The sequence below is a fragment of the Nocardiopsis sp. LOL_012 genome, assembly GCF_048060475.1.
Classification (GTDB): domain Bacteria; phylum Actinomycetota; class Actinomycetes; order Streptosporangiales; family Streptosporangiaceae; genus Nocardiopsis.
Window position 1 is genome coordinate 1 of the sequence record NZ_JBHMIV010000005.1, and the last position, 13,264, is coordinate 13,264.

At 73.1% G+C, this 13,264-nt stretch carries 12 protein-coding genes; 7 read left to right on the top strand and 5 right to left on the bottom strand.

Annotated elements, in window-relative coordinates; translation table 11 throughout:
• Positions 1 to 435 precede the first annotated feature (435 nt).
• Both ACFHWE_RS04480 and ACFHWE_RS04485 read right to left on the bottom strand, forming a co-directional pair.
• On the bottom strand, positions 436 to 777 hold the full coding sequence (locus tag ACFHWE_RS04480; protein ID WP_416599314.1) for a hypothetical protein: 342 nt from the start codon (positions 775 to 777) through the stop codon (positions 436 to 438).
• A 181-nt stretch (positions 778 to 958) separates the two neighbouring features.
• Positions 959 to 2,572, bottom strand: coding sequence for a molybdopterin-dependent oxidoreductase (locus ACFHWE_RS04485; protein WP_416599315.1), 1,614 nt, complete (start codon positions 2,570 to 2,572; stop codon positions 959 to 961).
• Between the two features lie 102 nt (positions 2,573 to 2,674).
• Here ACFHWE_RS04485 and sigK point away from each other — a divergent pair, with 102 nt between their 5' ends.
• The 6 genes from sigK (at position 2,675) to ACFHWE_RS04515 (ending at position 6,913) form a co-directional block, all read left to right on the top strand.
• A complete protein-coding gene (sigK, locus tag ACFHWE_RS04490) occupies positions 2,675 to 3,322 on the top strand; it encodes an ECF RNA polymerase sigma factor SigK (protein ID WP_416599316.1) in 648 nt (215 codons plus the stop codon).
• Positions 3,319 to 4,107 carry an anti-sigma factor domain-containing protein gene (locus tag ACFHWE_RS04495; protein WP_416599317.1) on the top strand — a complete coding sequence of 263 codons (789 nt, stop codon included), beginning with the start codon at positions 3,319 to 3,321 and terminating at the stop codon, positions 4,105 to 4,107. The genes sigK and ACFHWE_RS04495 overlap by 4 nt, the downstream gene beginning before the upstream one ends.
• 94 nt (positions 4,108 to 4,201) lie before the next feature.
• Positions 4,202 to 4,435 carry a hypothetical protein gene (locus tag ACFHWE_RS04500; protein WP_416599318.1) on the top strand — a complete coding sequence of 78 codons (234 nt, stop codon included), beginning with the start codon at positions 4,202 to 4,204 and terminating at the stop codon, positions 4,433 to 4,435.
• Positions 4,436 to 4,521: 86 nt separating this feature from the next.
• On the top strand, positions 4,522 to 5,502 hold the full coding sequence (locus ACFHWE_RS04505) for an ADP-ribosylglycohydrolase family protein (protein ID WP_416599319.1): 981 nt from the start codon (positions 4,522 to 4,524) through the stop codon (positions 5,500 to 5,502).
• 60 nt (positions 5,503 to 5,562) lie between these two features.
• On the top strand, positions 5,563 to 6,084 hold the full coding sequence (locus tag ACFHWE_RS04510) for a YbaK/EbsC family protein (RefSeq protein ID WP_416599466.1): 522 nt from the start codon (positions 5,563 to 5,565) through the stop codon (positions 6,082 to 6,084).
• Positions 6,085 to 6,226: 142 nt separating this feature from the next.
• On the top strand, positions 6,227 to 6,913 hold the full coding sequence (locus ACFHWE_RS04515) for a TetR/AcrR family transcriptional regulator (protein WP_416599320.1): 687 nt from the start codon (positions 6,227 to 6,229) through the stop codon (positions 6,911 to 6,913).
• Here ACFHWE_RS04515 and ACFHWE_RS04520 read toward each other — a convergent pair.
• Genes ACFHWE_RS04520 through ACFHWE_RS04530 form a run of 3 tightly spaced genes read right to left on the bottom strand, consistent with a single transcriptional unit; the run spans position 6,886 to position 10,909 of the window.
• Complete coding sequence (locus ACFHWE_RS04520; RefSeq protein WP_416599321.1) at positions 6,886 to 7,542, bottom strand: response regulator; 657 nt, start codon at positions 7,540 to 7,542, stop codon at positions 6,886 to 6,888. The genes ACFHWE_RS04515 and ACFHWE_RS04520 overlap by 28 nt on opposite strands.
• On the bottom strand, positions 7,539 to 8,873 hold the full coding sequence (locus ACFHWE_RS04525) for a sensor histidine kinase (RefSeq protein WP_416599322.1): 1,335 nt from the start codon (positions 8,871 to 8,873) through the stop codon (positions 7,539 to 7,541). The genes ACFHWE_RS04520 and ACFHWE_RS04525 overlap by 4 nt, the downstream gene beginning before the upstream one ends.
• A gap of 38 nt (positions 8,874 to 8,911) precedes the next feature.
• Positions 8,912 to 10,909, bottom strand: a complete 1,998-nt coding sequence (locus tag ACFHWE_RS04530) for a serine hydrolase domain-containing protein (protein WP_416599323.1) — start codon at positions 10,907 to 10,909, stop codon at positions 8,912 to 8,914.
• A 992-nt stretch (positions 10,910 to 11,901) separates the two neighbouring features.
• Here ACFHWE_RS04530 and chrA point away from each other — a divergent pair.
• Positions 11,902 to 13,116 (top strand): chromate efflux transporter, encoded by a 1,215-nt coding sequence (gene chrA, locus ACFHWE_RS04535; protein ID WP_416599324.1) that lies wholly within the window; start codon positions 11,902 to 11,904, stop codon positions 13,114 to 13,116.
• The last annotated feature ends 148 nt before the right edge of the window (positions 13,117 to 13,264 follow it).

The window sequence follows — 13,264 nt, forward strand, 5'->3', positions numbered from 1 at the left end:
TGTTCCCGCCAAACCCGGCGGTTCGTACGCAACACCCGAACGGAGTGGAGACTCCCGTAAGGCTTTGTGCTTTCAACGGACCCGCATTTGCGTCCCGTATTCAGCGACCCCCTGACCGTACCGGACGCGAGCGCGTGCTCGGACCAGTGACACCGGGAGGGGAGGAAACGCCGGCACGCCCGCAGAGAATCCGCGTTCGTCTCGCTCGGCGAGGATCCGCCGCTCCGTGTTCCGGCCTGAGGCCGTACCCGGAAGCGACTTGGAAGACGTTACACCCACTCGGGGATGACAGCAAATCGAACTCTCTGTGTCGTGCCTCACAAGAGGGCCAACGGTTCCGAAAACCAAGCGTGCCCGCACCGAGAACCCCCGATACGGGCACGTCAAAGCGCTACGGTGCTCTACACCGCGATCCACACACGAGCGGAGAGCGCGTTAGTTCTCCTCATCCATGGAGTCGTCCTCCATGTCCTCCTCCATGCCTTCGTCGTCCATGGAGTCGTCCTCCATGTCCTCCTCCATGCCTTCGTCGTCCATGGAGTCCTCTTCCATCTCCATGTCCTCGCCCATGGAGTCGCCGCCGTCCTCCATCATCTCCTCGTCGCCCTCGTCCATGGAGTCCTCTTCCATCTCCATGTCCTCGTCCATCTCCTCGCTCTCGACCACAGGGTCGTCGACCGGCTCGTCGTTGCAGGCGGCGAGGGTGAGGGCCGCGGTGGCGGTGATGGCTCCGGCCATGAGGAGGCGGCGGAGGGTGTTGGGCAGGGCAGTGGTCATGTTTCTACTTCCTTCTCCGTCCCGACGGGCACACGAAATGTGATCACACGATCCCCTTGTGTGCTCGCCGACATCCTGTCTTCTCGCTTTGTCGATCCCTGGTGGTCTCGACTTCCCGACCGCTGGTCTTCTTCCGCCGTTCACCTCTTTCCCGTTCTCGCGGCGGAGGGTCGGGAGCAGGTCACTCGACGGTGACCTGGATCGTGTGGTGGCCGGTGGCACCGTCCGGTGCCACGGGGGCCCGCTCCTCGGTCTGTGTCCGCCCGTCCCGATCGGTGGCGCGTACCGAGATCCGGTGCTGTCCGGCCTCGGCACCGGCCCACTCGTAGGACCACTGGCGCCAGGTGTCGGCCGTGTCCTCGTCCGCGAGTACGGCCTCGCGCCAGTCGCCATCGTCGATCCGGACCTCCACCCGGTCGATCCCGGTGTGCTGCGCCCAGGCCACACCCGCGACCACGACCGTCCCGGGCGCCTCGGAATGGGTGGCCCTCGGAGTGTCGATACGGGACTGCGTCTTGATCGGCCCCCGTGCCGACCAGCCGCGCGGCACCCAGTAGGCGTCGAAGGCGTCGAAGGTGGTCAGTTCGAGGTCGACGATCCACTTGCACGCCGACACGTAGCCGTAGAGGCCGGGAACCACCATCCGGGCGGGAAACCCGTGCTTGTAGGGGAGCGGACGGCCATTCATGCCGATGGCGATGAGCGCGTCCCGCCCGTCCATCACGTCCGCTACCGGCGTGCCGATGGTCATGCCGTCGTCGGAACGCGACACGAGCTGGTCCGCCGGCCCTCCCTCCCCTGGCGGGCGTACCCCGGCCTCCTCCAGGAGGGTTCTCAGCGGAACACCGATCCACCGCGCGTTCCCCACGTACGACCCCCCGACCGGATTGGAGACGCAGGCCAGGGTGATGTCGCGTTCGACCAGGTCGTCACGGTCGAGCAGGTCGGCAAACGTGTACACCCGTTCCTTCGCGCCCAGGCCGTGGATGCGCAGCGACCAGGTGGAGGCGTCCACGCGCGGGATGGTCAGTGCGGTGTCGATCCGGTAGAACTCGTCGTTCGGAGTGAAGAACGGGTCCAGTCCGGCGAGTTCCAGGTCGGCGCCGTCCGGAACCGCGTCGGCCGGAAAGGCGGGACGCGGCAGGGTGACATCGGCCGGGGTGAGCCGCCCTCCGGCGGTGGACGCGGCCAGGAACCTGGCCGTGGCCCCGGCTCCGGCCGAGGCCGCGACCGCCGCCCCGGCGAGCAGGGCGAACCTCCTCCGGTCGAAGCCCTGCGGCTGATCCTTCCGCTCCGGCCCGTCTTCGGCGGGGCCGCCTTCGGCCGGGGCGTCTCCGGCCCCGCCACCGCGCCCCCTGGCGATCACACCGATGAGCAGGACGAGGACACCGGCACAGACCGCCGCGCCGACGAGCGTCGGCAGGCCGTCGAGGGGACCGGCGTCCGGACGGGTCAGTGCGGCGAGCACCCCCACGCCCGCGAACACCCCCAGTCCGGCGAAGCCGATCCAGCGTCTGTTGACGGCCGCGACGCCCAGCAGAGCGGCGGCGACCGCCAGGATCACCCCCATGCCAACGAACAGGGCGATCTTGTCCGCCGTGCCGAACGTGTCCACCGCGAACTGCTTCACCGGCTGCGGGGTCAGATCGACGACGGCGTCCCCGACCGCCAGGAGCGGGGTCGACGAGGGACGGGACAGCAGGGCACCAGCGACTTCGGCGGCCGCGAGCGCGGCGCCGGTGGCGACCAGTCCGGTGATCGCTCCCGGAACCCAGGTGCGGATGGTGTCGAACATGCCCTGTGTTCGGTGCCGAGCGGCCGGAGGCGACCCGCACCGCCATCACGAACTGGTAAACATGCCTCGACCGGAACGTCGCCCCGCGCCGCCCTGCCTCGAATGACGGGTAGGACACGCGGGAGGACGGTGGACGTGGAACGGGTGAGGGACATCGGAACCGATCACGCCTGGGGGCCCGGCCCCCGGCCCAGGCCCCCGGAGGACGGTCTGGGCTCCCTTCTCCGCCGGACCGCGGTCGGCGACCTCACCGCGTTCGAGCATGTCTACCGGGAGCTCGGCGGGCCCGTGTTCGGGGTGGTACGCAGGGTCCTGCTCGACGAGGCCCAGTCGGAGGAGGTCACCCAGGAGGTGTTCCTGGAGGTCTGGCGGAACTGCTCCCGCTTCGACCCCTCCCGGGGGAGTGCCCGTTCGTGGGTGCTGATGATCGCCCACCGCAGGGCCGTCGACCGGGTGCGCTCGGAGGCGTCGGCGACCGAACGGGAGGCCGCGGCGGGACGCCTGGAGCCGGAGTCGACCCCCACCGACGGGGTCGAGCAGGTCGTGGAGAACAGCCTCGAACGCGAGAAGGTGCGCCGCTGCCTGCACCGGCTGACCGCGCTTCAGAAGGACGCGGTCCGGCTGACCTACTACACCGGTTACACGCAGGCCGAGGCCGCTGCCCTCCTCAAGGTTCCGCTGACCACGGTGAAGGGACGCCTGCGGGACGGCCTGATCAGGCTCCGCGACTGCTTGGGGGTGACCGCATGAACGACATCGACGCGCACGGCCTGATCGCCGGGTACGCCGTGGACGCCCTGGAGCCGGAGGAGCGGGCCGCGGTGGAGCGGCACCTGCCCGGCTGCGAGGACTGCCGGAGGGACCTGGGGGAGTTCCGGGAGACGCTGGTCCGGTTGGCGTACGCGGAGGCCGCGCCCCCTCCCGAGGGCCTGTGGTCGCGGATCCGCGACACCGCGGCGGGGACCCGGCAGTTCCCGCCCCAGCGGGCTCCGGGCTCCACCGGCGCGGAGGTTTCCGGCTCTCCGTCCGCCGAGGTGGAGGGGGGAGGGGACCCCGGGACCGTCGTGGCGGGTCCTGCGCGCTGGTGGCGCCACAGGTTGCCATGGCTGGTGGCCGCGGCGTGCGCACTGGTGGCCGTGGTGCTCGGGGGCACCCTGGTGTCGTTCGAGCGGAGCATGGACCAGATGTCCGCACACAGCGCCGAGGTCGAGGCGCTGCTGGCGGCCCCGGACACGCACATGCACGAGGGGCTCCTGGGGGAGGAGGCGCGGGCGACGGTCTTCACCTCCTACGAGATGGACACGCTCATGCTGGTCGCGGAGGGCCTGCCCGACGCCCCGCCGGGAATGCAGTACCAGATGTGGTACGTCGATGAGGACGGGATGCGCTCGGCGGGGATGCTCTCGCTGTCCTCGGACGGGCGGTACTCGGGGATGGCGCACGACATGGGTTCGCCCGTGCAGGTGGGGGTCTCCTTGGAACCCGAGGGCGGCATGCCCGAGCCAAGCGAGCAGCCCATGAAGTTCAACCTGTGAGATGGGCGTGGTCGAACGGTGCGACGGCGGCGGCGATGTGGCGAAGTTTCCGGAAAACCCGTGGGGTCCGGTCCGTGTGCGTTACCGTGATCCCATGTCGATCTGGGCTTCGGACAACCGCAGTGGGCAGGTCCGGGAAGCTTTGACCATGCTGCTCTCCCAGGGTGTGATCGACGATTTCCGTATCCGCCCCGAGGACGACTTCCCCTTCCGGGTGCAGACCCCCGCCGGGGTGGTGCCGATGACCGAGCACCAGGCGGCACACTTCGCGCTCGGCGCCACGGTCGCGCACTTCGGCCGTCTGGCCCGCTGCGAGGAGACCTTCTGAGGTTCGGACGCGGCGCGTGGCACCCCGTGCCCGGCCGCGCCGACGGCCCACTGCCACCTGCCCCACCGAATGTGAGAGGCCCCACCGTGTTCCCTCCCCCCGGTACGGTCGACGACCGCGCGGCGGGCGCCCTCCTGGGCGCCGCGTGCGGCGACGCCCTCGGCGTGCCCTACGAGTTCGGCCCCCCGCTGCCCGAGAAGCGGATCCCGGAGATGATCGGCGGCGGGCTCGGCCCCTACGCGCCGGGCGAGTACTCCGACGACACCCAGATGGCGGTGTGCATCGCCGAGACACTGCGTGACCACGACGCGCCCCTCTCCGCGGCGGCACTCAACAGGGCCGCGGACGCCTTCCTCACCTGGCGAAGCGAGGGGGCCACCGATATCGGCAACCAGACCGCGCGGGTCCTGGGCGCCGCCGGGGCGGCCCGGGGCGGTGAGCGGGTCGCGGAGGTGATGGAGGGCGCCGCGGCGGAGATGTTCGCCTCCGGGACGCCGAGCGCGGGAAACGGCTCCCTGATGCGCACGGGCCCGCTCGCGCTGGCCTATCTGCACGATCCGGCGGGGCTCGCCGAGGCGGCCGACCGGTACAGCCGCCTCACCCACGGCGACCCGCTGGCCGGGCAGGCCTGTGTCCTGTGGTGCGAGGGCGTGCGCCGCGCGGTCGTCCACGGCGACCTGTCCGGGGTGCGCGCCGGTCTGGACCTACTGCCCGGGGACGCACGGGCTGCGTGGTCGGCGTGGCTGGACGAGGCCGAGGCGCGGCCGCCGCACGCCTTCGGCGACAACGGGTTCGTCGTCCGCGCGCTCCAAGCCGCGTGGTCGGCGGTCGTCCGCGAACCACACGGGTTCACTCCGTCGCTGCACGCCGCCGTCCGGGCCGGCCATGACACCGACACCGTGGCGGCGATCGCGGGTGCACTGCTCGGTGCCCGGTGGGGGGTCGGCGCGATCCCCGAGGGGTACGTCTCCGCCGTGCACGGGTGGCCGGGCTACCGGGCCGAGGGCCTGGCCGAGCTGGCGCTGTCGATCGTGCGGAGGCACGGCCGAACCGCCGGCGGGGCCTGACCGGGGCAGGGTGCGCCATCATGGTGCCGGACCGTGACCGGCGACCCTGAGGAGCGCACCGTGCCTGCCCGTATCGACTGGACGCCCCTGACCGACCGCCCCGACCTGCTGGCCGATCCTGTGCGCGAGGGGTTGCGGGGGCTGGAGGCACGGGCCCGGGTGGCCGGAATCGACCCGGAGCTGGCCGACACCGCGGCGTTCTGCGAACGCTATGGAATGCCCTTGGAGACGAGCGCCAACTGCGTGGTGCTGGCCGCCAAGCGCGGGGGAGAGGTGTCCTACGCGGCGTGCGTGGTGCTGGCGACCCGGCGCGCGGACGTCAACGGGGTGGTCCGCCGCCACCTGGGGGCGCGCAAGATCTCGTTCGCCCCGATGGACGAGGCCACCGGTATGACGGACATGGAGCAGGGGGGCATCACGCCGTTCGGCCTGCCCGGGGAGTGGCCCGTGCTCGTCGACGCGTCGGTCGTCGACACCCCGCACGTGGTGGTGGGGAGCGGGCTCCGGCGCTCCAAACTGCTGGTGCCGGGGGCGTCCCTGAAGGAACTCCCGCGGGCCGAGGTCCTGGCGCTGTCGAAGTAGGGCCGCGGCGGCCCTTCACCCGCACGTCCGTCGTTTCACGTGAAACACCCGCGGCGCCGGGACGGCGCCCCGGTTTCCTCTCCAGGCCGGGAAAGGGCGGGAGGGCGTCCTCCCCGGTCAACACGTAGGAGATGATGGAGGTATGCCGAACCCGTCCACAGTGCGCGGGGCCCGCGGCCGAACCGCCCGTATCTCACGTGGGGAGATCATCACCGCGGCCCGCCGGATCATGTCCGAGGAAGGCATGGCGCGACTGACGATGCGGCGGTTGGCCCGAGAGGTCGACAGCACGCCGATGGCGCTCTACCACCATGTACGGGACAAGGAGGAACTCCTGCTCCTCCTTCTGGAGGACCACGCCGAACGGTCGCTGCATCGCCCCGCACCGCTGCCGGACCACCCGCGCGACCGGGTGGTCGTCGCCGCTTCGGTTCTCCACGATGTGCTCTCCACCCATCCCTGGATCGCGGAGGTGCTCAGCGCCGACGACCTGACGTCCACGTCGGCGCTGTGGTTCGTCGAACAGATCGTGGACGGTCTGGCGGAGTCCGGGCTCACCCCCGAACGCGCGGTGCACGGCTACCGGGCGATCTGGTACTACACCGTCGGAGAGGTCATGGTCCAGGCGGCCCGGCGGCGCTCGGACGGGGGGCGGCCGTTCCACGGGGACAGGGGCTTCGCCGGACTCGACCCCGGAGAACTGCCCCGGCTGGCCCAGGTGGCGGACCAGTGGCCGGACCTGACCGCCCAGGACACCTACCTGGACGGGCTCCGGGCCCTGGTGGACGGTCTCCTGACCGGTCAGGGGCGGGCGAGGCCGGTGCGGTAGGCCCACACGACCGTCTGGAGGCGGTCGCGGGTACCGGCCTTGGCCATGACCCGCCCCAGGTGGGACTTGACCGTGCTGGTCTCGACGAACAGCGTCCGGGCGATCTCCGCATTCGACATGCCGCGGGCGAGCAGGCGAACGATGTCGGCCTCCCGTGCGGTGAGCAGGTCCGAAGCGGCGGAGTCCGCACCGTCCGGCGGGCGGCGCCGGGCGAACTCGGCCATCACCCGGCGCGTCACGGCCCCGTCCACCAGCCCCTGCCCGCGGGCGAGGCGGCGGACAGCGTCGACCAGGTCGTCGGGTTCGGTGTCCTTGAGTACGAACCCTGCGGCGCCCGCCTCCAGCGCCCCGAAGACGTACTCGTCCAGGTCGAACGTGGTGATGACGAGGATCTCGGGGGGCGCTCCGGCGGACCGGTCGAGGATCTCCCGGGTTGCGGAGAGCCCGTCTCCGCCGGGCATGCGCACGTCCATGCAAACAACGTCCGGTTTGAGGCGGAGCGCGGCTTCCACGGCGGCGGGCCCGTCGCTGCACTCGCCGACCACCTCGATACCCTCGGCCAGGTCGAGGATGACGCGAAAGCCCGCCCGGACGATGGACTGGTCATCCACCAGCAGCACCCTGATCACGCTGTCTCCTCCCGCTCCACCGCTACCTCCCACCGCACCTGCCAGCCGCCGTCGCCGGTGGGTCCGGCCTCCAGCGTCGCCCCGACGAGCTGTGAGCGTTCGCGCATGCCCACCAGGCCCAGCCCTCGGTGCCCGCGCTCAGCCGTTCCCGGCTGACCGGGACCATTCCCGATCTCCAGGGCCACCCGCCCCGGCCCGTAGCGGACCAGGAGTCGGACCCCGGCCCCAGGCGCGTGGTCGCGGGCGTTGGACAACGACTCCTGGACCACCCGGTAGGCGGTGACGTCGGCGACCGGAGGCAGGGGGCGCGGCTCGCCCTCGCGGACGAGTTCGATGTCGGCCCCCAGGCCCCGCTCGGCCGTCACCAACCGGTCCAGGGAGGACAGCCCCGGAACGGGGGCGCCGCGGGCGCCCGGTTCGCCCCGGTGGTGCAGGCCCTCCTCCTCCCCGGGTTCGCGCAGGGCGCCCACTGCCAGACGCAGGTTCTCCAGGGTCTGCCTGCCCTGGGCGCGTACCCACGACATCGCTTCCCGCGCGGCCCCGTCGTCACGCCCAACCAGCCGTTCGGCGGCCCCCGCTTGGACGACCATGCCGGACAGGTGGTGGGCGGCGATGTCGTGGAGTTCACGCGCCATCCGAGTGCGCTCGGCGCGGACCGCCGCCTCGACGCGCTCCCGTTGGGCTCTCATCGCCTCGGCCGCACGCAGCCGCCGCAGGTCGGCGTAGCTGCGCTGCGTCCGTACATAGGCGCCGACCAGCGCCGGAACCGCGAACACGGCGACCCCGGAGAGCAACAGCCCCGCGGACGCCGTGGCCGGGGCCACCGAGAACGGCAGCGGCGGCATCGCGGGTGCCCAGACGCCTGCGACCAGGCTTCCGGCGGCCCAGTGCAGCAGGGTCACGACGGTGACGGCGACGGCGAGCCGCCCGGGGGCGAGCAGAGTGCCGCACGTGTAGGCGGCGACCACCAGGGCGGGGCCCTGGAGTCCGACCTCGGGAGGGAGCAGGGCCACCGTCAGGACCTGGAGGGCGGTGGCGGCACACAGGCACGCGACCGGGTAACGTCGGCGCGCGCACAACACCAGTGACTGGACGCACACCACCGCCGTGAGGCCGAGCCCCGTACCCACCGGGAGACCGATCCCCTCCAGGGCCTCCATAGAGACCAGCAGGCTCCAGAGCGTCCCGGTCGAGAACACGGCCACGGCCACCGCCAGGGCGGTGTCCCGGGAGGCCTGTCCGCGCAGCCCCCAACGGTTCAGCAGCGCGTCGCCCCGAACCGCCGCTGCGCGCAGGGGCGAGGCGGGTTCCGTCATGAGATCGTCGGTCATCGCCGCCCCGTCCCCTCGCTTCTCACGCACCGTCCCGGTCAGTAGGACACGTCCAGTGACAGCAGCCCGAAGGCGCACGCGAACCACAGCACACCGAGCAGCGCCACCAGAATCATCGCCGCCCCGGTCCAGCGCCGCCACCCGGCACGGCGGCGGAGCCCGTCCACCGTCCCCCAGGCCGCGGGGACAACCGCGAGGGCTCCGAACAGTTGCAGCACCTGGAGGACGCGCAGGACGGCTGCGGGGACGTCCCGCAACCCGGTGAGTGAGACGATCACCGCTACCCAGCCGAGCAGTGCGGCCAGGGCACAGGCCGCGCCGACCCGGGTGAGCACCCGGACGGTGCGGGCGGTCCGGTCGCGGGCGGTCCGGTCGCGGGCAGACCGCTCCGAGAGGCGGCGGGCCAGCGCACGGATCGGCCAGGAGACGGCGGCGACGAGGAGGACCAGTGCGCTGGACACCAGGACCGGGAGGGCGAGCGCCGTCCCGGGTGCGGCGGGCAGGAGGGCGGAGGCTGGACCGGTGCCGATGGCGCTCACCCGGCCGCCGTCCACGCGCATGGTGAGCGTTCCCTGACCGCCGACCTCGCGCCACACCCACGGTTCGGTCTCCTCGTACACGGCGGGCGCACCGGTCTCCGGGCCGGGGGCGAGGAGGATGGTGCCGTCCCCGCGATCCACCACCTGCGTCGCACCGAAGGCGCCAATGACCGACAGGAAGGTGCTGTGCGGGGTCCGGGAGGACGTGTAGGTCCCCGCGGCCGCCGCCGCGTGCTCGGCCGCCGTGTCCGTTCCGGTGCGGGGGGTGTGCTCCTGCGGCAGGTAGCGGTCGACGAACCCGTCGGCGACGGCCCGGCGCAGGTTCAGGCTGTCGATCCCGGCGTACCCGCCGCCGTTGAGGGAAACGAAGATCCCGGTGCCGTGCTCTGGGTGGATCTGGAGTTCCGAGTGGAAGTAGAGGCTGTCGCCGCCGTGCCCCAGGACGCGGTGGCCGCCGCGGTCCTCCTCGAAGAAACCCAGGGCCATCCGCGGCCCCTCGGCGAGGGTGCCCAGGGTTTCCGTGTCCAGGGCGGGGGAGTGCATGAGGCCGAGGGTTTCCGGGGAGAGCGGGAACCCCTCTCCGCCCTCGCCGAGGTGGGCGAGCATGAAGCGGGCCATGTCCGGGGCCGATGCGGTCAGAGCTCCGGCGGGGGCGTCGTGCATCCCCTCGGGGCCACCCGCCGCACCGCGATCGTCGGTGTAGCCGCTCGCCACGCGTTCGCTCAGGTCGCCGGGGAGCGGCTGGGAGAAGCTGGAGGAGTCCATGCCGAGGGGGCCGAGCACGGTCTCTTCCACGTACCGGTCGAAGGGGACCCCGACGGTGCGTTCGACGATGTACCCGGCGAGCGCGTAGCCGTAGTTGGAGTAGGCGGGGACGGTGCCCGGCGGGTACACCCGCTCGGGCGGGTCCTCGACCAGGTAGCCCCGCAGGTCCGGCTCCACGCCCTCGGCCAGGAGCATCCCCCGGAGGCGCTCCTCGAACCCGGGGGTGTGGGACAGCAGGTGCCGCATGGTGACGGGCTCGTCGAAGGCGGCGGGGAGGGTGAAGTCAAGGTAGTCGTTCACGTCGGCGTCCAGATCCAGTTCTCCCTCCTGGACCAGGCCCATCACTGCGGTGGCGGTGACGGGCTTGGACACCGAGGCGACGCGGAAGAGCGTCTCCTCCGGGTCCACCGGTACGGGATCGCCGCCGTCGGCCCCGGTGTCGGCGTACCCGTAGCCGCGGGCGGTGAGGATCTCGCCGTCGTGGACGACGGAGACGACGGCGCCGGGGATGCCGGCGTCGTCGAGCGCGGCGGGCAGCAGGCCGTCGAGCCAGGCGTCGACGTCCTGCCGGGTGAGTTCGGCCGCGGGTGCGGGGGGCGCCGGAACGGGGGTGTCGGCCGCCGGGGCGGCACACCCCGCGGAGAGGAGGGCGAGGGCAGCGGCCGCGGCTACCGGTGCGGTCGGGGCGCGGCGGGGGCGGGACGGGGGTGGTGGGGTCTTCGCGGGGATCACGGTCTCTCCTTCTCGGGGTGTGGTCCCAGCGTCATCGCCCACCCTCGGGTGGCGCATCGGGCGCGGAGCGGCATCCGGTTTGCGACCTTCGGAGGAGGGCCCTCCCCCAGGGGTGGGGCCCGCGCGCACCGGAAGGGCGGAGGGCACCGGGCGCGCACCTGTGCGCCCGGGCGGCGCGCGCTCCGCGGGCGCCCGGCCGGCGCCCGCCCACGGGCACGGGCGGCGCGCCCACCCGCCGGATCCAGGGCGGGCGGATGCGCGCGCACCGGGGCGCCCGCCCCGTGCGCACACGCTGTGGGCACTGTGCCCGGCGCCCGGGGCCGGTGCACGCGCTCCCCGGTCGCGCCACAGGACGTGTGCCCGCCGGGCACACCCGCGACGGCCTCCTCGGGCCGGGCGGAGGTGCCCTCGCCGCGCGGTCCGGCAGGGTGCCGCCGTCGGGGTGCGCGGGAGGGGCTGCCGCCCGGCCCGGACACGGTCTCGGGGAGGTGCGGCGGCCGCGTGCGCGTTCGGGTTCGGAGGCGCGCACGGCGGCATGTGCGCGGGCACGGCGCCCGTCGAGGGCGGGGCGGTGAGAGCCGTGCGGACGCCGCGCGCCCGAGCACGCCCGCATCCGTTCGGCCGCTGCGCGCGGGCGTCCTGCGCCCACGGGTCCGACGGCACCGGGGTCGGGCGCACAGTGGATCGGCCGCGCCGGGGCACCGGGGACACGCCCGAGCCGGGTACGCGCCCCGAGGGGGCGGCCCCCGCCACGGTGTGCGCCGGCACGGAGCGCACGCGTGTGGGGGTGCGCCCCGGGTCGGCGCCCGCCGCCCCCTCCTTCTCCCCGGTCCCGCGCCGCGCCCCGGCGGACCACTCGGATAGCTTCGTACGGCGTCACAGGCACCGCGCTGGTATGAGGATCCCCGGGAGGAACCGACCGTGCCCACAGCACCCCCCTCGCCGCCCCGAACCACGGCTCCGTCGCCGTGCCCGTCCGAGGCGGGCCGCGGATGAGCCGCCGGGACACGGAGGCACCGGCCGACGGACGCGGGACGGTCGGGGAGGTGTTCCGGACCTTCCTGCTGCTGGGGCTGACCTCGTTCGGCGGCCCGGTGGCGCACCTGGGCTACTTCCGCGACGCGTTCGTGGTGCGTCGCGGATGGCTCACCGAGGCCGCCTACGCCGACCTGGTGGCGCTGTGCCAGTTCCTGCCCGGCCCCGCCTCCAGCCAGGTCGGCATGGCCCTAGGCCTGCGCCGTGCCGGATACGCCGGGATGGCCGCGGCCTGGGCGGCCTTCACCCTGCCCTCGGCCGTACTGCTGACGGCCTTCGCCCTGGGTGTGCAGGCCATCGGTGTCGAACCCGGGTCCGGGTGGCTGCTCGGTCTGAAGGCGGCGGCTGTGGCGGTGGTCGCCCACGCCGTGGTCGGCATGGCCGGGAACCTGGCCTCGGGGCGCCGCCGCGCCGCGATCGCGGTCTCCTCTCTGGTCCTGGTCCTGCTGCTGCCCTCGGCCTTCAGCCAGGTCGCCGCGATCGTGCTCGGTGCCCTGGCGGGGGTGCTCTGGCTCACGGCGGACACGGCGGACGGCGAAGCGGCCGGATCGGGTGTGCCCGTAGGGCGCCGGACCGCCGTGGTCTGCCTGGCGGTGTTCGCCGTCCTGTTGGCGGGGCTGCCCGTGCTGGCCGCACTGACCGGTAACACGGCCGCGGGGATGGTGGACGGCTTCTATCGCGCCGGTTCACTCGTCTTCGGCGGCGGGCACGTGGTCCTGCCCCTGTTGGAGGCCGAGGTGGTGGGCACCGGGGCGGTGGACCAGGAGTCGTTCCTGGCCGGGTACGGCGCGGCGCAGGCCGTTCCCGGGCCGCTGTTCACCTTCTCCGCCTACCTGGGCGCCCTCATGCCCGTCGCGGGCAGTCCTCTGCTGGGGGCGGCGATCGCCCTGGGGGCGGTCTTCCTTCCGTCGGCGCTGCTGGTGGTCGGCGCGCTGCCGTTCTGGGAGCGGCTGCGCACCCAGCCGCGCGCCCGTCAGGCGGTGGCCGGGGCGGGTGCCGCGGTGGTGGGCATCCTCGCCGCTGCCCTGTACGACCCGGTCTTCGCCCAAGGCGTGGTCTCGCACGCGACCATGGCGGTGGCCTCGGTCGCCTTCGTGGCGCTGGCGGTATGGCGTGCACCCGCCTGGGCGGTCGTGCTGGGAGCCAGCGCGGCCGGTGCCCTGATCCTCTGACGCGAGCCTCCGGACCACGGGCCGGTCCAGGGATCGGACTCGTGGGCGGTGTCGTCGCCGTCATCGCTGTCGGCCGTCCGGCCCCGCACCGGTGCGGGGCCGGACGGCCTTCCATGAACATCGGGCGAAGGTGAGGGGCGCCACCTTG

Coding starts and splice junctions, on each gene's coding strand:
- ACFHWE_RS04480 (WP_416599314.1), bottom strand. CDS start 777: ATGACCACTGCCCTGCCCAACACCCTCCGCCGCCTCCTCATGGCCGGA.
- ACFHWE_RS04485 (WP_416599315.1), bottom strand. CDS start 2,572: ATGTTCGACACCATCCGCACCTGGGTTCCGGGAGCGATCACCGGACTG.
- sigK (WP_416599316.1), top strand. CDS start 2,675: ATGACGGGTAGGACACGCGGGAGGACGGTGGACGTGGAACGGGTGAGG.
- ACFHWE_RS04495 (WP_416599317.1), top strand. CDS start 3,319: ATGAACGACATCGACGCGCACGGCCTGATCGCCGGGTACGCCGTGGAC.
- ACFHWE_RS04500 (WP_416599318.1), top strand. CDS start 4,202: ATGTCGATCTGGGCTTCGGACAACCGCAGTGGGCAGGTCCGGGAAGCT.
- ACFHWE_RS04515 (WP_416599320.1), top strand. CDS start 6,227: ATGCCGAACCCGTCCACAGTGCGCGGGGCCCGCGGCCGAACCGCCCGT.
- ACFHWE_RS04525 (WP_416599322.1), bottom strand. CDS start 8,873: ATGACCGACGATCTCATGACGGAACCCGCCTCGCCCCTGCGCGCAGCG.
- chrA (WP_416599324.1), top strand. CDS start 11,902: ATGAGCCGCCGGGACACGGAGGCACCGGCCGACGGACGCGGGACGGTC.